The organism is Mesorhizobium sp. B2-3-15, assembly GCF_006442875.1.
Taxonomy (GTDB): Bacteria; Pseudomonadota; Alphaproteobacteria; order Rhizobiales; family Rhizobiaceae; genus Mesorhizobium; species Mesorhizobium australicum.
Genome location: NZ_VFVO01000007.1, coordinates 70,886 through 90,615, shown reverse-complemented (window position 1 = coordinate 90,615; position 19,730 = coordinate 70,886). Strand labels below are relative to the sequence as shown.

The 19,730-nt window shown below is 63.1% G+C and carries 22 protein-coding genes; 10 read left to right on the top strand and 12 right to left on the bottom strand.

Translation table 11 applies throughout. The features are described from left to right. Nucleotides 1–4: 4 nt before the first annotated feature. The 5 genes from FJ954_RS15785 to hutI are packed head-to-tail and all read right to left on the bottom strand — an operon-like array spanning nt 5 to nt 5,877. Complete coding sequence (locus FJ954_RS15785) at nt 5–583, bottom strand: HutD family protein (protein ID WP_140661910.1); 579 nt, start codon at nt 581–583, stop codon at nt 5–7. Between the two features lie 3 nt (nt 584–586). After that, a complete protein-coding gene (gene hutU, locus FJ954_RS15780) occupies nt 587–2,257 on the bottom strand; it encodes a urocanate hydratase (protein ID WP_140662078.1) in 1,671 nt (556 codons plus the stop codon). 28 nt (nt 2,258–2,285) lie between these two features. Further along, the gene (gene hutG, locus FJ954_RS15775) at nt 2,286–3,104 is read right to left on the bottom strand and encodes an N-formylglutamate deformylase (RefSeq protein ID WP_140661909.1); all 819 of its coding nucleotides are present in this window, start codon (nt 3,102–3,104) and stop codon (nt 2,286–2,288) included. Beyond that, nucleotides 3,104–4,645: a histidine ammonia-lyase gene (hutH, locus tag FJ954_RS15770; protein ID WP_140661908.1), complete on the bottom strand. Its 1,542-nt coding sequence runs from the start codon at nt 4,643–4,645 to the stop codon at nt 3,104–3,106. Before hutH ends, hutG begins: the two co-directional genes overlap by 1 nt. Next, nucleotides 4,642–5,877 (bottom strand): imidazolonepropionase, encoded by a 1,236-nt coding sequence (gene hutI, locus FJ954_RS15765; protein WP_140661907.1) that lies wholly within the window; start codon nt 5,875–5,877, stop codon nt 4,642–4,644. Before hutI ends, hutH begins: the two co-directional genes overlap by 4 nt. 98 nt (nt 5,878–5,975) lie before the next feature. Between hutI and FJ954_RS15760 the strand changes: the two genes are divergently transcribed. Continuing rightward, the gene (locus tag FJ954_RS15760) at nt 5,976–7,331 is read left to right on the top strand and encodes a formimidoylglutamate deiminase (RefSeq protein WP_140661906.1); all 1,356 of its coding nucleotides are present in this window, start codon (nt 5,976–5,978) and stop codon (nt 7,329–7,331) included. Nucleotides 7,332–7,342: 11 nt separating this feature from the next. Next, nucleotides 7,343–8,083 (top strand): histidine utilization repressor, encoded by a 741-nt coding sequence (hutC, locus tag FJ954_RS15755; RefSeq protein WP_085986622.1) that lies wholly within the window; start codon nt 7,343–7,345, stop codon nt 8,081–8,083. A gap of 41 nt (nt 8,084–8,124) precedes the next feature. Here hutC and FJ954_RS15750 read toward each other — a convergent pair whose 3' ends face one another. Then, the gene (locus tag FJ954_RS15750; RefSeq protein ID WP_023773346.1) at nt 8,125–8,469 is read right to left on the bottom strand and encodes a RidA family protein; all 345 of its coding nucleotides are present in this window, start codon (nt 8,467–8,469) and stop codon (nt 8,125–8,127) included. A 220-nt stretch (nt 8,470–8,689) separates the two neighbouring features. On the opposite strand from FJ954_RS15750, the gene aztA reads away from it, so the two are divergent. From aztA to FJ954_RS15730, 4 genes are all read left to right on the top strand, one after another. Continuing rightward, complete coding sequence (gene aztA / locus FJ954_RS15745; RefSeq protein WP_015318313.1) at nt 8,690–9,502, top strand: zinc ABC transporter ATP-binding protein AztA; 813 nt, start codon at nt 8,690–8,692, stop codon at nt 9,500–9,502. Next, nucleotides 9,502–10,377, top strand: a complete 876-nt coding sequence (gene aztB / locus FJ954_RS15740; RefSeq protein WP_140661905.1) for a zinc ABC transporter permease AztB — start codon at nt 9,502–9,504, stop codon at nt 10,375–10,377. The genes aztA and aztB overlap by 1 nt, the downstream gene beginning before the upstream one ends. Before the next feature lie 31 nt (nt 10,378–10,408). Continuing rightward, nucleotides 10,409–11,350 carry a zinc ABC transporter substrate-binding protein AztC gene (gene aztC, locus FJ954_RS15735; protein WP_140661904.1) on the top strand — a complete coding sequence of 314 codons (942 nt, stop codon included), beginning with the start codon at nt 10,409–10,411 and terminating at the stop codon, nt 11,348–11,350. Nucleotides 11,351–11,499: 149 nt separating this feature from the next. Further along, entirely contained in the window at nt 11,500–11,838 is a 339-nt protein-coding gene (locus tag FJ954_RS15730) for a TIGR01244 family sulfur transferase (protein WP_015318316.1), read from the top strand. On the opposite strand, the gene FJ954_RS15725 is transcribed toward FJ954_RS15730, so the two are convergent. Continuing rightward, on the bottom strand, nt 11,835–12,302 hold the full coding sequence (locus tag FJ954_RS15725; RefSeq protein WP_140662077.1) for an Lrp/AsnC family transcriptional regulator: 468 nt from the start codon (nt 12,300–12,302) through the stop codon (nt 11,835–11,837). The genes FJ954_RS15730 and FJ954_RS15725 overlap by 4 nt on opposite strands. Nucleotides 12,303–12,438: 136 nt before the next feature. Here FJ954_RS15725 and hppD point away from each other — a divergent pair, with 136 nt between their 5' ends. From hppD to FJ954_RS15710, 3 genes are all read left to right on the top strand, one after another. Further along, nucleotides 12,439–13,551 carry a 4-hydroxyphenylpyruvate dioxygenase gene (gene hppD, locus FJ954_RS15720; RefSeq protein WP_140661903.1) on the top strand — a complete coding sequence of 371 codons (1,113 nt, stop codon included), beginning with the start codon at nt 12,439–12,441 and terminating at the stop codon, nt 13,549–13,551. Between the two features lie 66 nt (nt 13,552–13,617). Then, nucleotides 13,618–13,842 carry a type II toxin-antitoxin system prevent-host-death family antitoxin gene (locus FJ954_RS15715; protein ID WP_140661902.1) on the top strand — a complete coding sequence of 75 codons (225 nt, stop codon included), beginning with the start codon at nt 13,618–13,620 and terminating at the stop codon, nt 13,840–13,842. Continuing rightward, entirely contained in the window at nt 13,839–14,216 is a 378-nt protein-coding gene (locus FJ954_RS15710) for a type II toxin-antitoxin system VapC family toxin (protein ID WP_015318320.1), read from the top strand. The genes FJ954_RS15715 and FJ954_RS15710 overlap by 4 nt, the downstream gene beginning before the upstream one ends. Before the next feature lie 4 nt (nt 14,217–14,220). Here the strand turns inward: FJ954_RS15710 and FJ954_RS15705 are convergent, their stop codons facing one another. The 4 genes from FJ954_RS15705 to hmgA are packed head-to-tail and all read right to left on the bottom strand — an operon-like array spanning nt 14,221 to nt 18,001. Then, nucleotides 14,221–14,757, bottom strand: a complete 537-nt coding sequence (locus FJ954_RS15705) for a DinB family protein (protein ID WP_140662076.1) — start codon at nt 14,755–14,757, stop codon at nt 14,221–14,223. 21 nt (nt 14,758–14,778) lie between these two features. Further along, entirely contained in the window at nt 14,779–15,792 is a 1,014-nt protein-coding gene (locus FJ954_RS15700; protein ID WP_140661901.1) for a fumarylacetoacetate hydrolase family protein, read from the bottom strand. Continuing rightward, nucleotides 15,789–16,676, bottom strand: coding sequence for an MBL fold metallo-hydrolase (locus FJ954_RS15695; RefSeq protein ID WP_181177834.1), 888 nt, complete (start codon nt 16,674–16,676; stop codon nt 15,789–15,791). The genes FJ954_RS15700 and FJ954_RS15695 overlap by 4 nt, the downstream gene beginning before the upstream one ends. Nucleotides 16,677–16,687: 11 nt before the next feature. Further along, on the bottom strand, nt 16,688–18,001 hold the full coding sequence (gene hmgA / locus FJ954_RS15690; protein ID WP_140661899.1) for a homogentisate 1,2-dioxygenase: 1,314 nt from the start codon (nt 17,999–18,001) through the stop codon (nt 16,688–16,690). A gap of 87 nt (nt 18,002–18,088) precedes the next feature. Between hmgA and FJ954_RS15685 the strand changes: the two genes are divergently transcribed. Beyond that, complete coding sequence (locus FJ954_RS15685; protein ID WP_015318325.1) at nt 18,089–18,526, top strand: MarR family transcriptional regulator; 438 nt, start codon at nt 18,089–18,091, stop codon at nt 18,524–18,526. 149 nt (nt 18,527–18,675) lie between these two features. Here the strand turns inward: FJ954_RS15685 and tdh are convergent, their stop codons facing one another. Further along, nucleotides 18,676–19,710: an L-threonine 3-dehydrogenase gene (gene tdh / locus FJ954_RS15680; protein ID WP_015318326.1), complete on the bottom strand. Its 1,035-nt coding sequence runs from the start codon at nt 19,708–19,710 to the stop codon at nt 18,676–18,678. Nucleotides 19,711–19,730 lie beyond the last annotated feature (20 nt).

The following is a 19,730-nucleotide window of genomic DNA, read 5'->3' as shown; positions in this document are numbered from 1 at the left end:
CCCGTCAGGCGGCCCTGATTATGCGGACCACGAAAAGGGTCGCATCCGGGGCGGGCTCAACCCGCAAGATAGGCACATCCGGCCCGAGCAGCAGGGTGTCGAGCGGCTCGAGGCGGACAGGCGTGGCGCCGGCGAAAATGGCATGGCCTCTGTGGCAAAGGATGAGGGTGGAACAGGCCTCGGTCGAGATTTCCACAGGCGCCGAAACCGGCAGGCGTTCGACTTGATGCAACATGCGGCCGCGGCGGGTCATGACGTTGAGATCGGTAATCGGGCCGGCGATCAGCGCGGCACTCGTCGGCTGGTCGGCTGGAAAGGAAAAAGGCTGGGAAGCCGCTGTCATCCGCTCGGGCGGACGGCCGGCGACATTAAGCACGATCCCCTCACCTTCCAGAACCGACAGGGTGCGGTCGATGCCGGCAAAGCTGGAGAACGGCCCGCTCGTCTCGACCCGGGCCATCGAGACGCGCCAGTCGAAATCGTCGAGCCCAGCGCCAGCGGGCGAGACGGCGATCTCGGTCGTCGTACCGCCGCCGTTCTTCCACGGCATGACGCGGTAGTCGGCGGCACGAAGAACGCGCATGGCTTAGCCCAAAATGCCAGGCAGGTTGAGCTGGTGCTCCTTGGCGCATTCGATCGCAATGTCATAGCCGGCATCGGCGTGGCGCATGACGCCGGTCGCCGGATCGTTCCACAACACCCGTTCCAGGCGCCTTGCAGCATCCGGCGTGCCGTCGGCGACGATAACCATGCCGGCATGCTGCGAGAAACCCATGCCGACGCCGCCACCGTGATGCAGCGACACCCAGGTGGCGCCCGAAGCTGTGTTGAGCAACGCATTGAGCAGCGGCCAATCGGACACGGCGTCCGAACCGTCCTTCATCGCTTCCGTCTCGCGGTTCGGCGAGGCGACCGAACCGGAATCGAGGTGATCGCGGCCGATGACGACGGGCGCCTTCAGTTCGCCCTTGGCCACCATCTCGTTGAAGGCGAGACCCAGCCGGTGCCGGTCGCCGAGGCCAACCCAGCAGATGCGCGCCGGCAACCCCTGAAAGGAAATCCGCTCGCGGGCCATGTCCAGCCAATTGTGCAGATGGGTGTTGCCGGGGGTGAGCTCGCGGACCTTGGCATCGGTCTTGTAGATGTCCTCCGGATCGCCGGAGAGTGCCGCCCAGCGGAACGGGCCGATGCCGCGGCAAAAGAGCGGACGGATATAGGCCGGCACGAAACCGGGGAAGGCAAAGGCGTTTTCAAACCCTTCATCCTTGGCGACCTGGCGAATATTGTTGCCGTAGTCGAGCGTCGGCACGCCGGCGTTCCAGAACGCCACCATCGCCTCGACATGTTCGCGCATGGAGGCGCGAGCCGCCTTCTCGACCGCCCTGGGGTCGCTGACACGCTTTTCGCGCCACTCGGCCATCGTCCAGCCCTTCGGCAGATAGCCGTTGATGGGGTCGTGGGCAGAGGTCTGATCGGTGACCATGTCGGGGCGGATGCCGCGACGGAACATTTCGGGCACGATCTCGGCGGCGTTGCCGAGCAGGCCGACGGACTTCGCCTCCCCGGCCTTGGTCCAGCGCTCGATCATTTCCATGGCTTCGTCGAGCGTCTCGGCCCTCTCGTCGACATAGCGGGTGCGCAGGCGGAAATCGATCGAGTCGGGATTGCATTCGATCGCCAGGCAGCAGGCGCCGGCCATGACGGCGGCCAATGGCTGGGCGCCGCCCATGCCGCCGAGGCCGCCGGTCAGGATCCATTTTCCCTTGAGATTGCCGCCATAATGCTGGCGGCCGGCCTCGACGAAGGTCTCGTAGGTGCCCTGCACGATGCCTTGCGTGCCGATGTAGATCCAGGAGCCGGCCGTCATCTGGCCGTACATCATCAGGCCCTTTCTATCGAGCTCGTTGAATTTCTCCCAGGTCGCCCAGTGCGGCACCAGATTGGAGTTGGCGATGAGCACGCGTGGCGCGTCCGGGTGGGTGCGAAACACGCCGACCGGCTTGCCCGACTGCACCAGCAGCGTCTCGTCCTCGCCAAGCATCTTCAGCGAAGCAACGATCTGGTCGAAATCGTTCCAGGTCCGCGCCGCCCGGCCGATGCCGCCGTAGACGACCAGTTCGTTGGGGTTTTCGGCAACGTCCGGGTCCAGGTTGTTCATCAGCATGCGCAGCGGCGCTTCGGTGGTCCAATACCTGGCATTGAGCTTGTCGCCGCGCGGGGCGCGCACTTCGCGTATGTTGTGACGGGGATTGTTCATCATTGTCCCTTTCGGACGAGGCGGCGCGTCAGTGCCCGGCCCAGTCAATGGCGGTTTGAAGAATTCGCGTCAGCGTGGCGCGGATCGGAGCGGCGAACGCGGCGTCGTAGGGCACCGGCCAATTGTCCGGCGTGCCCTTCCCCTCGGGCTCGCGCATATAGCCTCGATTGGAGAGCTCCATCTGCAGCGCGTGCACGCCCTGTAGCGGCTGGCCGAAATGGCGCGTTATCCACCCACCCTTGAAGCGTCCGTTGACGACAAAAGTCTCGCCGGTTTCGGCCATGATCTGGTTGACCATCGCCTGCAACGTCGGATCGGCGCTCTTGCCGTCATTCGTGCCGAGATTGAACACCGGCAGCGTGCCTTCGAACAGGCGTGGCAGCACCGAGCGGATCGAATGGCAGTCATAGAGGACAATCTTGCCATGCAAGGTGCGCAACCTGTCGATCTCGGCCTGCAAGGCGGCGTGATAGGGTGCAAAGAACTTCAGCCGGCGCTCGTCGATCTCCGATGGCCCCGGCTCTTCGCCGTCGCGGTAGAGCGGGTCGCCGTCAAAGGTTTCGGTCGGGCACAAGCCGGTGGTTGCCTGGCCGGGATAGAGCGAGGCGCCGGATGGATCGCGGTTGACGTCGATGACGGTGCGCGAGATCGCGGTGTGCACGACAGTGGCGCCGAGACCGGCGGCGAAATCATAGAGATCGTCGATCCACCAGTCGCAATCACGACGGCCGAGCCAAGGCGAGGCCAGCCGGTTTTCGAGGCCGGCGAGGTCGATACCGGTGTGCGGAATCGACACCAGCAGCGGCGCCGTGCCGCGTGTGACCGTGAGCCAAGGGGCGGCAGTCATCACGCCGCTCCGGCAATCGAGGGCAGTGCCACCGCGCTCGCGGCTTTCACAGCCGCACCACTGCGCACCATGGCGATCGCCTTTTCCATGTCGGGATGGAAATGCCGGTCGTTATCGAGATGCGGCACCTCGGCGCGAACCAGCTTGCGCACGGCTTCCAGTGCTGCGCTCGACGCCAGCGGCTGATGGAAATCACAGCCTTGCGCGGCGGCCAGCAACTCGATGCCGATCACCGCGGTTGCGTTCTCGACCATGCCGATCAGGCGGCGTGCGCCATGCGCGGCCATCGAGACGTGGTCTTCCTGGTTGGCCGAGGTCGGGATGGAATCGACGCTGGCCGGATAGGCCTTCTGCTTGTTTTCCGAGACAAGCGCGGCCGCCGTAACCTGCGGGATCATGAAGCCGGAGTTCAGACCGGGCTTGGGCGTCAGGAAAGCGGACATGCCTGACAGCGCGGGATCGACCAGCATGGCGATGCGGCGTTCCGACAGCGAGCCGATCTCGCAGACGGCCAGCGCGATCATGTCGGCGGCGAAAGCCACCGGCTCGGCGTGGAAATTGCCGCCGGACAGAGCAGTATCGTCTTCTGCGAAGATCAGCGGGTTGTCGGTGACGCCATTGGCCTCGGTTTCGAGCGTATCGGCGGCCTTGCGCAGCACATCGAGCGCCGCGCCCATCACTTGCGGCTGGCAACGCAGGCAATAGGGATCCTGCACACGCTCGTCGCCGACCCGGTGCGACTCGCGGATGGCGCTGCCGGCCATCAAATCGCGCAGCGCGTCCGCGGTCTCGATCTGGCCACGGTGCTTTCTCAGCAGATGAATGCGCGGGTCGAACGGCGCGTCGGAACCCTTTGCCGCGTCGGTCGAAAGCGCGCCGGCGACAAGCGCCGACTGGTAGAGCACCTCGGCATCGAACAAAGCGGCCAGTGCATAGGCCGTCGAAAACTGCGTGCCGTTGAGCAGCGCAAGGCCCTCCTTGGCACCCAATGTCACGGGCTCCAGCCCGTGCGAGACGAAGGCAACCTTGGCCGGGAAACGGCCATGCGGAGTAAAGCATTCGCCGACGCCGATCATCACCGCCGTCATATGCGACAGCGGGGCAAGGTCGCCGGAGGCGCCGACGGAACCTTGCGCCGGCACGACCGGGATGACGTCGTTGGCCAGCATCGCTTCAAGCAGCTCGATGGTCTGCGAGCGCACGCCGGAGGCGCCCTGCGCGAGGCTCGCAAGTTTCAGCGCCATCATCAGCCGGGCAACGGCAACGGGCGTCGGCTCGCCCACGCCCGCGGCATGCGAAAGCACGATGTTGCGCTGCAGCGTCTCGAGATCGTCGGCGGGGATGCGCACGCTGGCCAGCTTGCCGAAACCAGTGTTGATGCCATAGACCGGCTCACCCTTGGCAACGATGCGCGCGACAGCTTCGGCACTCGCCTTGATTTTCGGACGGCAGGCATCGTCCAGTTTCGGCACGGCGCCACGGTATATGGCGCGCCAGTCGGCCAGCGTCGCATTGGCGGGCTTCAGGGTCAGTTCGGTCATTGTCCTCTCCAGATGCGGGCATGCAGCGGGTTGAAGCCCATGCGGTAGACGAGTTCGGCGGGGCGCTCGATGTCCCAGATCGCCAGATCGGCGGATTTGCCTGATACCAGCGTGCCGGTCTCGCCGAGCAGCCCCAGCGCACGCGCGGCTTCGCGGGTGACGCCAGCAAGACATTCGTCGACCGTCATGCCGAACAGGGTGGCCGCCATGTTCATGGTCAGAAGCAGCGAGGTCAGCGGCGATGTGCCGGGATTGTTGTCGGTGGCAACAGCCATTCTGACGCCATGCTGGCGAAACAGGCCGATCGGTGGCTTCTTGGTCTCGCGGATGAAGTAGTAGGCGCCGGGCAGGATCGTCGCCACGGTCCCCGCCTTGGCCATTGCCACCGCGCCTGCCTCGTCGGTATATTCGAGATGGTCGGCCGACAACGCGCCATAGCGGGCGGCAAGTTCAGCGCCATGCAGATTGGACAGCTGGTCGGCGTGGAGTTTGACGGGCAAGCCAGCCGCCTGGGCGACATCGAAAACGCGCGCCGTCTGCTCCGGCGAAAAGGCGATGCCTTCACAGAACCCATCGACGGCATCGGCCAAGCCTTCCTCGATGACGCCGGGAAGGATCGTTTTGGCGACGAGATCGATGAAGGCATCCTTGTCGCCCTTGGCTTCGGGCGGCAGCGCGTGGGCTGCGAGACATGTGGTGCGAACCGTCACCGGGCGTTCATTGCCCAGCTGTCGCGCGGCGCGCAGCGATTTCTTCTCGTTTTCGAGATCGAGGCCATAGCCCGACTTTACTTCCACTGTGGTTACGCCCTCGGCAATCAGCGCATCGAGGCGCGGCAGCGTCTGGGCAACCAGGTCGCCCTCACTGGCAGCACGCAGGGATTTGACCGACGAGACGATGCCACCGCCGGCCCTGGCGACTTCCTCATAGGTGGCGCCGGCCAGCCGCATCTCGAATTCGTTGGCGCGGTTGCCAGCATGGATCAGATGGGTGTGGCAGTCGATCAGGCCGGGCGTAATCCAGCGGCCCTCGCAATTGATGATCTCGCCTTGGGCAAAGGCCGAGGACATCTCGGATTGCGGACCGGCATAGATAATGCGGCCGTCGCGCGCGGCGAGCGCACCATGCTCGACGATACCCAATCCGGCAGAATTTTCAGCCATGGTCGCCAGACGCGCATTGCGCCACAGGCGAAGCCCCCCTGCGTGGTTTTTGCTGCTCTCTACGGCCATCATCTTTTCCGTTTCAATCGGTGGCGATTATGTATATACATATTGAAACGCACTGCAAGTGCCATCATCACATACGAGACCGGAAAGCGGAGAGAAAAGTGACCGATATCTTTGCGGAACAGGCGCTTCTTCCTAACGGCTGGCACAACAATGTGCGGATCACTTTTGCCAATGGGCGCATTACGGCCGTGGAGCCTGAAGCCGCCGCCTTGCCCGGTGATGAACGCCATTCCATTCTGCTGCCAGGCATGCCCAACCTGCACAGCCACGCCTTCCAGCGCGGCATGGCCGGCCTTGCCGAGTTGCGAGGCCCCTCCGCCGACAGTTTCTGGAGCTGGCGCGAGGTGATGTACCGCTTCGCGCTGTCGATGACTCCCGACCAGGTCGAGGCGGTGGCGGCGCAGCTCTATGTCGAAATGCTGGAGGCCGGTTTTTCCCGCGTCGGCGAATTTCATTATCTGCACCATGATCGGGATGGACAACCCTATGCCAACCCAGCCGAGATGGCCGAGCGCATCGCTGCCGCGGCTGGCGAAACGGGTATCGGCCTGACGCTGCTGCCGGTGTTTTACGCCCACTCCTCTTTCGGCGGCGCAGCTCCGAATGAGGGCCAGCGCCGATTCATCAACGATGTGAATCAGTTCGCCCGGCTTGTGGAGAAAAGCCGTGAATCGGTTCGCGCGCTGAATCAAGCTGTCGTCGGCGTCGCGCCGCACAGTCTGCGCGCCGCGACGCCTGAAGAGCTGATCGAAGTCACCGCCATGGCGCCAAACGGACCGATCCACATCCACATCGCCGAACAGGTCAGGGAAGTCGAGGACTGCCTTGCCTGGTCCGGCGCGCGTCCGGTCGAATTTCTGCTTGGGGCTGCCGCTGTCGACCAGCGTTGGTGCCTGATTCACGCCACCCATATGACGGATGCCGAGACCATCGGCATGGCGAAGACCGGCGCCATTGCCGGCCTTTGCCCGATCACGGAGGCCAATCTCGGCGACGGCACCTTTGCCGCGCCATTGTTCAGGGAGCATGGCGGCCGCTTCGGCATCGGCTCCGATTCCAATGTGCTGATCGGCCTGCCCGACGAATTGCGCCAGCTCGAATATTCGCAGCGCCTCGCGCACCGCGCCCGCAATGTGCTTGCGGTAGCCGGCGGCTCAACAGGCCGCGCCCTGTTCGACGCAGCGCTTGACGGCGGTGGCGTCGCCCTTGGTGCCGGCGCCTCGCAAATCGCGACTGGGGCATCCGCCGATCTCGTCTCGCTCGACGTCGGTAATCCCTCGCTGGCTGGCAAGACCGGCGACGCGATCCTCGATGCCTGGATCTTTGCCAATGGCAGCAAGGTCGATTGCGTCTGGGTGCATGGCAAGAAACAGGTCAGCGCTGGCAGACACGCCAAGCGCGGGGCTATCGCCGCACGGTTTCGCAGCGTGATGACTGCGCTTTCCGAGGGTTAACGCAGATGAGCATGGCTGAACGGACGGACATAGACGACAGCGAGACCGTCTCGCTGCATCAGCGCATCCTGTCCGATATCCGCGAAAAGATCCTGTCCGGCACCTGGGCGCCCGGCCACCGTATCCCATTCGAACATGAGCTGACCGCCGAATACAAATGCTCACGCATGACGGTGAACAAGGCTCTGTCGCAGTTGGCCAAGGCAGGTCTGATTGAACGCCGCCGCCGGTCGGGCAGTTTTGTCCGCCAGCCGCAATCGCAGGCAGCGGTGCTGGAGCTTCACGACATCAGGATCGAGGTCGAGGCGCTCGGCCTGCCCTATCGCTACGAACGGCTGGAACGCCTGAGGCGGCGCAGCAACGTGGAGGACAGGGCGTTGCTCGGATTGTCCGCCGCGGGTTCGGTGCTGGCGGTCGAAGGCCTTCATTTTGCCGGCGAACGGCCATTCGCACTCGAGCAACGTCTGATCAATCTTTCGGCGGTCGCGGAAGCCGGGGACGAAGAGTTTCTGGAAATCGCGGCGGGTCCATGGCTGATCGGCCGCGTGCCGTGGAGCGAGGCCGAACATCGGATACGCGCCGTGGCCGCCGATGAGACTATCGCCGACGTGCTCGATATCGATCCTGGCGCGCCTTGCCTGGTCGTGGAGCGCCGCACCTGGAGCGCGGAGCACCCGGTTACACACGTGCGCTTCATCTATCCGGCGGAAAGCCACACGCTGGTGGCAAGGTTCACGCCGTCGCAGGGGTAAGCCGATCTCCCGCTTGGGGAAGATCGGCACCTACAGCCGCTTTACAGCGCAGCCGTAATAATAATCTCGACCAGATATTCGGGGCCGGCGAGCTTCGCCTCGCCGGTGGCGCGAGCGGGTGTGTGGCCCTGCGGCACCCATTTGTCCCATTCGGAATTCATCTCGGCGAAGGTGCCCATGTCGGCCAGCCAGATGATCGCCTGGACGATCTTGGTCTTGTCGGTGCCGGCCTTGGCCAGCAATTCGTCGATGGTCGCGAGGATGTCGCGGGTCTGCGCGGCGACGTTGCCGCCGGGCTCGCCGACCTGGCCGGCCAGATAGACGGTGTTGCCGTGTATGACGATCTGGCTCATGCGCGGGCCAACATCGATGCGACGAATGCTCATTGCGAGGTTCCTTCGTTTGAGGGTTGCGCTTGTTTAGAGTCGGCGTGGGCTTCGGGCAAGGCCGCCGGCGCCAAATCTCCTTGGACCAGCGCGGAAGAAACTCACGGCAAGTTGAGCCGCCGGGTCGCAAATCCACCGGATTGGCCTGTTGACTAATGTAATAACATCACATATCCAACGGCCACTATCGCGGCCAGGCTCGACTTCCCAACGGAACGATATGACCCAGACCTGCCTAACCTTCCGTGACCTGACGCTGGGCTACAACAGTCATCCCGCGATCCATCACCTCGATGGCACGATCCGCAAGGGTTCGCTGACGGCCGTGGTCGGGGCCAACGGCTCCGGAAAATCGACGCTGATGAAGGGTATTGTCGGCGTGCTGAAGCCAATGGCCGGCGAGGTCATCCGCGCGTCGGGCGTGCGGGCAGCTTATCTGCCGCAGCAGTCGGAACTCGATCGCTCCTTTCCCGCCCGCGTCGTCGATCTGGTCTCGCTTGGCCTGTGGCCGAAGCGCGGCATGCTCGGCCGCTATACCAGGGAAGATCGCGAAGCCGTCAGCCAAGCATTGATGGCCGTCGGCCTCGGCGGCTTCGAGAAGCGGCCGATCGACACGCTGTCGGGCGGCCAGCTGCAGCGCACGCTGTTTGCCCGCGTGCTGTTGCAGGATGCCGACCTGATCCTGCTCGACGAGCCCTTCAACGCGGTCGACGCCAAGACGGTCGGTGACCTCATTGCCCTGATCAAGCGCTGGCATGGCGAAGAGCGCACCATCATGGTGGTGGTCCATGATCTGGACCTGGTGCGCCAGAATTTTCCCGAAACACTGCTGCTTGCCCGCCAGCCGGTTGCCTGGGGCGATACCCGGGAGACGCTGAAGCCTGAGAACCTGCTGCGCGCGCGCCGCTTCCACGAAGCCTGGGAAGAGAACGCCCCCTGGTGCGAGCCTGACGAGCACGCTCATGGCCATGATCATGATCATCATGGCCATGATCACGACCATCACCATGGCGCCGGACCGAGGGCCGCCTGATGGACGCGCTCTACAGTCTCTTCATTGCTCCCTTCGCCGATTTCGGCTTCATGCAGCGGGCGCTGTTCGGCTCGCTGATGCTGTCGCTCGGCGCCTGCCCCATCGGCGTCTTCCTGATGCTGCGGCGCATGAGCCTGTCGGGTGACGCCATGGCGCATGCCATCCTGCCAGGGGCGGCCGCCGGCTTCCTGTTCTATGGCCTTGAAATCCTGCCTATGACCATTGGCGGCCTGATCGCCGGCGTCATCGTCGCGCTCGGCGCTGGCGCTGTCTCGCGCTTCACCATCCAGCGCGAGGACGCCTCGATGGCCGCCTTCTATCTGATTTCGCTCGCCATCGGCGTGCTGATGGTGTCGATCCGCGGCTCCAGCGTCGATCTCATGCATGTGCTGTTCGGCACGGTGCTGGCGCTCAACAACGAGGCATTGATGCTGATTGCCGGCATCGTCGCGGTGACGTTGGCCAGCCTGGCCATCTTCTGGCGGGCGCTGGTCGCCGAATGCCTCGACCCGCTGTTCCTGCGTTCGGTCAGCCGCACGGGCAGCCCGGTGCATTTCATCTTCCTCGGCCTCGTCGTGCTCAATCTCGTCGGCGGCTTCCAGGCGCTCGGCACTTTGCTATCCGTTGGATTGATGATGCTGCCGGCGGCAGCCGCGCGATTCTGGACCGCACGCGTCGAGCCGATGTGCGTGCTGGCGGTGCTGATCGGCTTTGCCTCCTGCATTGCCGGATTGCTCTTGTCCTATCATGCGTCGTTGCCCTCCGGCCCGGCCATCATCCTGTCGGCCGGTGTCGTTTATTTCGCCTCGATCCTGTTTGGCACGCGCGGCATCCTGCGCGGTCGCATCATCCATCACCGTCACAGAACGGCCTGATCCGCCTCACCCCCTAGAAGGAACCCCGCTTATGCTGAAAACGATCCACGCCGCCCTGACATTGAGCGTTATAACATTAACCGCCTTTGGCGCATCATCGGCCTTGGCGGCGCCGCTGAAAGTGGTCGCCAGCTTTACGGTCATTGCCGACTTTGCCAAAAACGTCGGCGGCGACCGCGTCGCGATCACCACGATCGTCGGGCCGGATGGCGACGCTCATGTCTATGAGCCAAGCCCTGCCGACGCGGTCGCCATGGCCAAGGCCGACATCGTGCTGGTCAACGGCCTGCATTTCGAAGGTTTCCTGCAGCGGCTGGTCGATGCCAGCGCCACCAAGGCCGCGATCGTCACGCTGACCAAGGGTGTGACACCGATCGACTTCAAGCCTGAATTTACCGACGCCGACGCGGCCGAAGGCGCCGGCACCGGCGGCGGCAAGACGGTCACCGACCCGCACGCCTTCCAGTCGATCGCCAATGCCAGGATCTATGTGAAGAATATCGCCGAAGCTTTCTGTGCGGCCGACAGCGACGGCTGCGTCAGCTACCAGACCAATGCCGCCGCCTACACCAAGAAGCTCGACGCGCTGGAAGGCGAAGTGAAGGCGGCGATCCAGTCGATCCCCGAGGCAAAGCGCGTCGTCATCACCTCGCATGACGCCTTCGGCTATTTCGAGCACGAATACGGCCTGACTTTCCTCGCCCCGCAAGGTATCTCGACCGATTCCGAGCCATCGGCCGCCGATGTCGCCAAGTTGGTCGAGCAGGTCAAGCAGGACAAGGCTGCGGCCATTTTCGTCGAGAACATCACCAACACTCGCCTGATCGAGCAGATTGCCAGCGAGACCGGCATCAAGGTCGGCGGCACGCTTTACTCGGACGCGCTGTCGCAGCCCGACGGCCCCGGCTCGACCTATATCGACATGATGCACAACAACATCCGCCAGATCAAAGGCGCCATTCTCGGCAGCTGAGTTTGATCTGCGGCCAGCCGGGCCGTATCGGCCCGGTTGGATTTTCTGGCGCGCGATGTCTATTTGGCAGAGAATTCCTTCGATGCGGATTGCCGCCCCCCTCCCGGAGTGGCAAGACTGCCGTCAAAGAGATCGCGAGGATACGAGCCATGGAATACCGCCAGATCAGCGAAGACTATTCGGTCTCGGGCCAGATCCAGCCCGAGGACGTTGCCGCCATCAAGGAAGCCGGCTTCAAGAGCGTGATCTGCAACCGGCCTGACGACGAGCAGCCGGGACAGCCTTCCGCGGACACGCTCAAGGCCGCGGTCGAGGCCGCCGGCCTCGCCTTTCGCTACATTCCGGTGATCAGCGGCCAGATCACGCGAGAGAATGTCGACGACCAGGCCGAGGCCCTCGACGAGCTCGACGGCCCGGTGTTCGCCTATTGCCGCTCCGGCGCCCGCTGTACCAATCTGTACGGGCTGATCCAGCAGTCGAAGGGTTAAATCGGCAGCGCGCCGGTCTCCTTCAGCGTCTCCAGCACGATCGCAGTCTTCACATGCTGCACGGATTCGTGCGGCAGGAGCACGCCGTTGACGAATTCCGACAGTGATTTGAGGTCTGGCGTTACGACCTTCAGGATGTAATCCATCTCGCCGGTCAGTGCGTGAGCCTCCTGCACCTCGGGCAGCCGTGCCACCAATTCGCCGAAGCGGCGCGCATTGTCGCGATTGTGGGTGGCCAGTGTCACCGAGATGACGTTGACCAGCGAGAAACCGAGCTTGTCGCGGTCGAGCACCGCTCGATAGCCCTTGATGTAGCCGTCCTCCTCCAACCGTTGGCGGCGGCGCGAGCATTGCGAGGCAGAGAGGTTCACCCGCTCGGAGAGATCGTTGTTGGTGAGCCGCGCGTCGCCTTGTAAAAGCGCCATTATCTTGCGGTCGAACCGATCAATGCGCGCGTCATCCATGGCTTTGGCCTTCATCATGCACGATTCGCGCATGAGATCACCATTTCAAGCGTTTGAATGCAAGCACCGTGCGCCGGCTCCGCGCTATTATGGTTTCAGACGGTCTTTTCAGGCCGAGCAGCTTCCGGAGGATATCATGGGTCCTTTCCCGCACGACGCCCCGCCCGCCACGATCAGCAAAGACAACCCCGCCGGCACCGACGGTTTCGAGTTCGTCGAATTCGCGCATCCGGAGCCGCAGAAGCTGGCCGAGCTGTTCACCCGCATGGGTTATGTCGCGGTAGCCAGGCATCGCACCAAGGACATCACCGTCTGGCGCCAGGGCGACATCAACTATGTCGTCAATGCCGAGCCCGGCTCGCATGCGATGAAATTCGTCGACAAGCACGGCCCCTGTGCAGCCTCGATGGCCTGGCGGGTGGTTGATGCCAAGCATGCTTTCGAGCATGCCGTCTCGAAGGGCGCCACGCCTTACGAAGGCGACGACAAGGCGCTCGACGTGCCTGCTATCGTCGGCATCGGCGGCTCCCTGCTCTATTTTATCGACAGCTATGGTAAGAAGGGCTCGGCCTACGACGCCGAATTCGAGTGGCTCGGCGAACGCGACCCCAAACCGCAAGGCGTCGGCTTCTATTTCCTCGACCACCTGACCCACAACGTCTATCGCGGCCAGATGGACAAATGGTGGGATTTCTACCGCAATTTGTTCGGTTTCAAGCAGATTCATTTCTTCGACATCGACGGCAAGATCACGGGCCTGGTCAGCCGGGCGATCACCTCGCCCTGCGGCAAGATCCGCATTCCGCTCAACGAGTCCAAGGATGAAACCAGCCAGATCGCCGAATATCTGAAGAAGTACAATGGCGAAGGTATCCAGCACATCGCGGTGGGAACCGACGAGATCTACGCCGCCACTGACAAGCTCGCGGAGAACGGGCTGAAATTCATGCCCGGCCCGCCCGAGACCTACTATGACATGTCGTATGACCGCGTGAACGGCCATGACGAGCCGATCGAGCGGATGAAGAAGCATGGCATCCTGATCGACGGCGAAGGTGTGGTCGACGGCGGCATGACCAAGATTCTTTTGCAGATCTTTTCGAAGACCGTGATCGGGCCGATCTTCTTCGAGTTCATCCAGCGCAAGGGCGACGAAGGCTTTGGCGAGGGCAATTTCCGCGCGCTGTTCGAATCGATCGAGCAGGACCAGATCAAGCGCGGTGTGATCAAGGTTCAGGCGGCAGAGTAGTTTCTCCGGCTCCGCTTGCGGCTCGACTAATTATGACCTAAATTTTGGTCATAAGAGGTCGAGCCCATGAATGTGTCCATTGCAGAAGCCAAGGCAAAACTGTCGGAACTGATCAGCCGTGCGGAAGCTGGCGAAGAGATCGTGCTTACACGTCACGGCAAGATCGCGGCTCGGCTGGTGCCACCGCTCGGCGAAAATCTCCTGCCCCGTATTGGCGCCTTAAAGGGCAAGATTTGGATAGCGGACGATTTTGACGAACTCGGTCCCGAATGGGACGAATACGTCAAATGACTGCCGGCTCCTTTCTTGCCGATACGCAAATTATCCTTTGGTCTATTAAGGACGACCCTCGACTCAGCGAGGAGCACCGGGCTGTCCTTGCATCGGACGCGACCGTTTACGCCAGCGCGGCAAGCGTTTGGGAAATCGCGATCAAGCGATCGATCGGCAAACTCGACGTTCCGGACGACCTGCCGGCGTTACTCCCGAGAATGCAATTCCAGCCGCTGACCATCACGTTTCAGCATGCGCATGTTGTCGGCCGCCTTCCCCGCCACCATGGCGATCCGTTCGACCGGCTGCTGATCGCCCAAGCGCAGGTCGAAAATCTCACCATCCTGACAGCGGACAAGCAATTTGCTCTCTATGACGTCGCGCTGGCATGACGTTTCATAATCCCAGCCGTTCGACCTCCGCTGTTCTCAACTTAACGTCATAATCGAGCAGGAACTCGTCGAGCTGCGGCGGCGCTACGGAGGTACCCGCGAGCATGGCATGCACCTGGCCCCGATGGTGGATGTCGTGCAGGAAGACGTGCGCCAGGATATCGCCGGTCTTTTCCGGGATCATGCCGTCCTCGCGCCGGTCGGTGACGACGCTGCGATCGAGATCGGCCTTCGACAGGCCATCGCAGAAGGCGATCAGCCGCCGGTCGGCCGCAAGCTGAGCCAGGTAAAGCTCCGGCGCGGCATCGAAAGGCACGAAGTCATCGTAGGCAGCCGCACCGAGGCCGCCGTCTTCGAGAAAATCGAGATAGAGATGATCGACCGCGAGGACATGGTTGAGCGTTGCCTTGATCGACGGGAAAAAGTTGGTGCGCTCGGCCTCGAATTCACCGGGCTTCAGCGCAAGCACGGCGCGATAGAGCCGGTCGTTCGACCAGAGATTGTTCTTCGCCATGCGACGCAGATGATCCAGCAGGTCCATCACTCAAACCTCTCATTGTGCCTACCGCTGGTATTTCTCGACCTTCTGCTCGATGGCGCCGAAGATCGAATGCCCTGATCTGTCCTTCATCTCGATGCGCACGGTGTCGCCGAAGCGCAGGAAAGGTGTCTTGGGCTCGCCTGACACAATGGTCTCGATCATGCGCAGTTCGGCGATGCAGGAATAACCGGCTCCGCCCGCAGAGACCGGCTTGCCCGGGCCGCCGTCGAGTTTGTTGGACACCGTACCCGAGCCGATGATGGTGCCTGACACCAGCGGCCTTGTGCGGGCAGCGTGAGCAATCAGGGCCGGAAAATCGAAGGTCATGTCGACACCGGCATCGGCGCGGCCGAACGGCTTGCCGTTGATGTCGGCAAGCAGCGGCAGATTGACCTTGCCGCCGTCCCAGGCATCGCCCAGCTCATCCGGCGTCACCGCGACCGGAGAGAAGGCGGAGGACGGTTTCGACTGGAAGAAGCCGAATCCCTTGGCCAGTTCCGGCCCGGTCAGCGCGCGCAGCGTGACATCGTTGACCAGCATGACCAGCCGGATCGCGGCGCGCGCTTCCTCGAGGCTGGCGCCCATCGGCACATCGTCGACGATGACGGCGATCTCGGCTTCCATGTCGATGCCGAAGGCCTCGTCCGCTAGACGGATCGGATCGCGCGGGGCAACGAAGGAATCCGAGCCACCCTGGTAGATCAGCGGGTCGGTCCAGAAGCTTGCCGGCATCTCGACGCCGCGCGCCTTCCGCACCAGTTCGACATGGTTCACATAGGCCGAGCCGTCGGCCCATTGATAGGCGCGCGGCAGCGGCGAATGCGCGTCATGCTCGTGAAAACGGGCCGCCGGCATCGCATTGTTCTCCAGCGATTCCGCTATGGTCGCGAGATGCGGCGAGATCCTGCGCCAGTCGTCGAGTGCGGCCTGCAGCGTCCGCGCCAGGAACGAGGCGTCCGTGTATTGCGTCAGGTCGCGCGAAACGACGACGAGTTTTCCGTCGCGTGTTCCGTCCTTCAGCGTGGCAAGCTTCATGCGGTTCCCTCTCCTGATGCGGCCTTGGCGCCGCTTAACTCCACAACAAGGCCGTCGCGAGCGATCGTCAAGTCGCCAGCCCATGTTTTCCTGACAGCGGCTATCCAGTCGACCTCGCCGATCTCGGTATCGTCGGCTGGAATGAGGTGATTGAGCACCAATCTTGTGACGCCGGCATCGCTGGCGATACGGCCTGCCTCCTCGGCAAAGCTGTGACTGGCGAGCAGATGTTCCCTGAGCCGCGCGCCATTGCCGGTTCTGGCAACCAGCCGCTCGATGCCTTCTTCCAGCATGGCTTCATGGACGAGGATAGCAGCGCCATCGGCAAAATCGGCCAGCGGCGGAAAGAAAGCAGTATCGGCCGAGAACACCACGCTGTTTCCCCCATGCTCGAAGCGCAAGGCGAAGCAATCGGTCACAGGCGGATGGTCGACGCGCAGCGCCGTCACCTTCAGTCCGCGCTGCTCGACCACATGCCCTTGGCCGAATTCGTCGATAGAGACCAACTCGCGAATATCGGGGCGGCCCTCGTCGGCGATGCGGATCTCGATGTCGAATTCCATCGCCTGACAAAAGCGCCGCCAGTAGTGGCCAAGCCCAGGCGGCCCGAACACGGTGACCGGCGTCGCCAAGCCAGCCGTCCATGCAGTGTGGATCAGCGGCCCGAGTTCCAGCACGTGGTCGGAATGCAGATGCGTGATGAAGATCAGGTCGAGTGCCTTCAGGCTGACACCGGCATCGACCAGACCGCGCGTCACGCCAAGCCCGCAATCGACGACGATGGCTCGCCCACCGATCTCGAGCAGCGACGAACTCGGCCAAGGCCCGCCCGGCCGCAGTGCCGGACCGCCTTTCGACCCGAGCAGCACCAGCCGGTCCGGCATTGGCTTGCCGCTCAAGACCAGTCGCCCTCGGGCGTGCCATTGAACCGCTTCTTCAGGTCGGCCCAGCAATCGATGTAGTTGTCCTGCCGGGTTTCGAGTTCGGCGCCGTAGCGGGTCAGCATCTGCGGAAAGCGGGTCTCGAACATGAAGGCCATGGTGTTGTCGAGCTTGACCGGTTTCAGGTCCGCGCGCGAGGCCTTTTCGAAGCCAGGCGCATCCGGGCCATGGGCCAGCATCAGATTGTGCAGGCTGATGCCGCCGGGCACGAAACCCTCCTCCTTGGCGTCGTACTGGCCGTGGATCAGGCCCATGAACTCGCTCATGATGTTGCGATGGTACCAGGGCGGCCGGAACGTATCTTCCGCCACCAGCCAGCGCGGCGGGAAGATGACGAAGTCAATGTTGGCGGTGCCTTCCTCGCCGCTCGGCGCAGTCAGCACGGTGAAAATCGACGGATCGGGGTGATCGAACAGCAGCGCGCCGACCGGCGAAAAGGTCGCCAGATCATATTTATAGGGCGCGTAGTTGCCGTGCCAGGCAACGACGTCGAGCGGCGAATGGCCGATCTCGGTGACGTGGAAATTGCCGCACCATTTCACGATCAGCCGGCACGGCGTCTCCTTCTCCTCGAACCAGGCGCAAGGCGTCTTGAAGTCGCGCGGGTTGGCCAGGCAATTGGCGCCGATCGGGCCGCGGTCAGGCAGCGTCAGCTTGGCGCCGTAATTCTCGCAGACATAGCCGCGCACTTCGGCGTCGACCAGTTCGACCTTGAAGACGAGGCCGCGCGGCAGCACGGCGATTTCACCGGGCCGAAGCTCGATGACGCCCATCTCGGTGATGAAGCGCAAGCTGCCCACCTGCGGCACGATCAGCAGCTCGCCGTCGGCGTTGAAGAAATGATCGTCGGTCATCGAGCGGTTGGCGACATAGACATGGGCAGCCATGCCGGTCTGGCCAAGCACGTCGCCGGCGGTGGTGATGGTGCGCATACCCTTGATGAAGTCGGTCGGCTCTTTGGGCATCGGCACCGGATTCCAGCGGTACTGGCCAAGCGCCAGCTCGTGGTCGCCGACATTGGGGGCGCTCTTCCACAGGGGATAACTCGCCGCCTTGAACCTGCCCGTGTGCTTGACGCTCGGCCGGATGCGATAGAGCCAGGAGCGCTCATTGGTGCCGCGCGGCGCGGTGAAGGGCGAGCCTGAAAGCTGCTCGGCATAGAGGCCGTAGGCCGGCCGCTGCGGCGAGTTGCGTCCCTGCGGCAGCGAGCCGGGCAAGGTTTCGGTTTCGAAGTCGTTGCCGAAACCCGGCATATAGGAAAAGGCCATTGCTTCCTCCCGGATTGACCAAATTGGTTTCATTTGTAACCATCGAAAATGTAACTATCAATCTTCCGTTTTTCCCGGATGCGGACAATGGACATTCTCGAACTCGAAAGCTTTCTGCCCTACCGGCTCTACCGCCTTGCAGATGCGGTCAGCCGCGAATTCTCGAAGGTCTATAAGGACCGCCATGGCCTGACCCGGCCCGAATGGCGCACGTTGTCGGGATTGGGACAGCGCGGCACGATGACCGCGACGGAACTTGGCGAGCAGTCGGCCATGCACAAGACTAAGGTCTCGCGCGCCGTGGCCGAGTTAGAACGGCGGCGCTGGCTGGTACGAACACCTGACGAGAACGACCGCCGCGTCGAGCACTTGACGCTTACCAACGCCGGGCTTGCAGCCTATCGCGAGATGGTGCCGCTGGCGCAGAGTTTCGAGCGGGAACTGCTGGCGAAACTTGGCGTGGACGAACGTGCGGCGATTGTGCGTGGGGTGGCGGCGCTTGAGAGGACGTTGGAAGAGAAGTAGCGCTGAAAGAATGGGGATAGGCTGGCGGGACAGCGCGCCCCTCCGTCCTGGCGCAAAGCTATCCCGTTATTTGATCTCCCCCTTGAGGGGAGATGTCCGGCAGGACAGAGGGGGCGCCTCGCGCAGACCGGATGGCGCTATGCGCGCCGTTACCAGTCCATCACCACCTTGCCGGAACTGCCGCTGCGCATCGCATCGAAGCCGGCCTGGAAATCGTCGATGCCGATGCGGTGCGTGATGAGCGCGGAGACGTCGAGCGGGCCCTGCACCAGGGCGATCATCTTGTACCAGGTCTCGAACATCTCGCGGCCGTAGATGCCCTTCAAGTGCAGCATCTTGAAGATGACCTTGTTCCAGTCGATCTCGAAACCAGTCGGGGCGATGCCGAGGATGGCGATCTTGCCGCCATTGTTCATGGTGTCGATCATGTCGCGGAAGGCAGGAGCGGCGCCCGACATCTCCAATCCGACATCGAAACCTTCTGTCATGCCGAGTGCCGGCATGACGTCGCGCAGCTTCTCCTGCGAAGCGTCGACGACATGCTGGACGCCGAGTTTCTTCGCCAGCGCCAGGCGCACCGGGTTGATGTCGGTGATGACAACCTTGCGTGCGCCGACGCACTGCGCCACCAGCGCGCCCATGATGCCGATCGGTCCGGCGCCGGTGACCAGCACATCCTCGCCGACCAGATCGAAGGACAACGCCGTGTGGACCGCATTGCCCAGGGGATCGAAGATCGCGGCAATCTCGTCCGGCACGTCGTCGGGGATCGGCACCACATTGTGCTGGGGAATGGCCAGGTACTCGCCGAAGGCGCCGGGACGGTTGACGCCGACGCCGAGCGTGTTACGGCACAGATGTCCCCTGCCCGCGCGGCAGTTGCGGCAATGGCCGCAGACGATGTGTCCCTCGCCCGACACCCGCTGGCCGACCTTGTATTCGGTGACCGCGGCACCAAAGTCGGCGACCGTGCCGACGAATTCGTGGCCGGTCACCATCGGCACAGGAACCGTCTTTTGCGCCCACTGGTCCCAGTTGTAGATGTGGACGTCGGTGCCGCAGATTGCGGTCTTCTTGATCTTGATCAGCACATCGTTGGGGCCGATCTCCGGCACCGGAACCTCTTCCATCCAGATGCCCGGTTCGGCCTTGGCCTTCACCAGTGCCTTCATCATGTTCGACATTCTCTTGTCCCTTGAATCTC

Excerpts from the sequence above, each read along its gene's own strand:
- aztA (WP_015318313.1), top strand. The coding sequence starts at position 8,690 with ATGACCCAGACCTGCCTAACCTTCCGTGACCTGACGCTGGGCTACAAC.
- aztC (WP_140661904.1), top strand. The coding sequence starts at position 10,409 with ATGCTGAAAACGATCCACGCCGCCCTGACATTGAGCGTTATAACATTA.
- hutI (WP_140661907.1), bottom strand. The coding sequence starts at position 5,877 with ATGGCCGTAGAGAGCAGCAAAAACCACGCAGGGGGGCTTCGCCTGTGG.
- hutG (WP_140661909.1), bottom strand. The coding sequence starts at position 3,104 with ATGACTGCCGCCCCTTGGCTCACGGTCACACGCGGCACGGCGCCGCTG.
- tdh (WP_015318326.1), bottom strand. The coding sequence starts at position 19,710 with ATGTCGAACATGATGAAGGCACTGGTGAAGGCCAAGGCCGAACCGGGC.
- hmgA (WP_140661899.1), bottom strand. The coding sequence starts at position 18,001 with ATGGCCTTTTCCTATATGCCGGGTTTCGGCAACGACTTCGAAACCGAA.
- hutU (WP_140662078.1), bottom strand. The coding sequence starts at position 2,257 with ATGAACAATCCCCGTCACAACATACGCGAAGTGCGCGCCCCGCGCGGC.
- aztB (WP_140661905.1), top strand. The coding sequence starts at position 9,502 with ATGGACGCGCTCTACAGTCTCTTCATTGCTCCCTTCGCCGATTTCGGC.
- FJ954_RS15730 (WP_015318316.1), top strand. The coding sequence starts at position 11,500 with ATGGAATACCGCCAGATCAGCGAAGACTATTCGGTCTCGGGCCAGATC.
- FJ954_RS15725 (WP_140662077.1), bottom strand. The coding sequence starts at position 12,302 with ATGGATGACGCGCGCATTGATCGGTTCGACCGCAAGATAATGGCGCTT.
- FJ954_RS15710 (WP_015318320.1), top strand. The coding sequence starts at position 13,839 with ATGACTGCCGGCTCCTTTCTTGCCGATACGCAAATTATCCTTTGGTCT.
- FJ954_RS15700 (WP_140661901.1), bottom strand. The coding sequence starts at position 15,792 with ATGAAGCTTGCCACGCTGAAGGACGGAACACGCGACGGAAAACTCGTC.
- hutH (WP_140661908.1), bottom strand. The coding sequence starts at position 4,645 with ATGACCGAACTGACCCTGAAGCCCGCCAATGCGACGCTGGCCGACTGG.
- FJ954_RS15695 (WP_181177834.1), bottom strand. The coding sequence starts at position 16,676 with ATGCCGGACCGGCTGGTGCTGCTCGGGTCGAAAGGCGGTCCGGCACTG.
- FJ954_RS15750 (WP_023773346.1), bottom strand. The coding sequence starts at position 8,469 with ATGAGCATTCGTCGCATCGATGTTGGCCCGCGCATGAGCCAGATCGTC.
- FJ954_RS15685 (WP_015318325.1), top strand. The coding sequence starts at position 18,089 with ATGGACATTCTCGAACTCGAAAGCTTTCTGCCCTACCGGCTCTACCGC.
- hppD (WP_140661903.1), top strand. The coding sequence starts at position 12,439 with ATGGGTCCTTTCCCGCACGACGCCCCGCCCGCCACGATCAGCAAAGAC.
- hutC (WP_085986622.1), top strand. The coding sequence starts at position 7,343 with ATGGCTGAACGGACGGACATAGACGACAGCGAGACCGTCTCGCTGCAT.
- FJ954_RS15715 (WP_140661902.1), top strand. The coding sequence starts at position 13,618 with ATGAATGTGTCCATTGCAGAAGCCAAGGCAAAACTGTCGGAACTGATC.
- FJ954_RS15785 (WP_140661910.1), bottom strand. The coding sequence starts at position 583 with ATGCGCGTTCTTCGTGCCGCCGACTACCGCGTCATGCCGTGGAAGAAC.
- FJ954_RS15705 (WP_140662076.1), bottom strand. The coding sequence starts at position 14,757 with ATGGACCTGCTGGATCATCTGCGTCGCATGGCGAAGAACAATCTCTGG.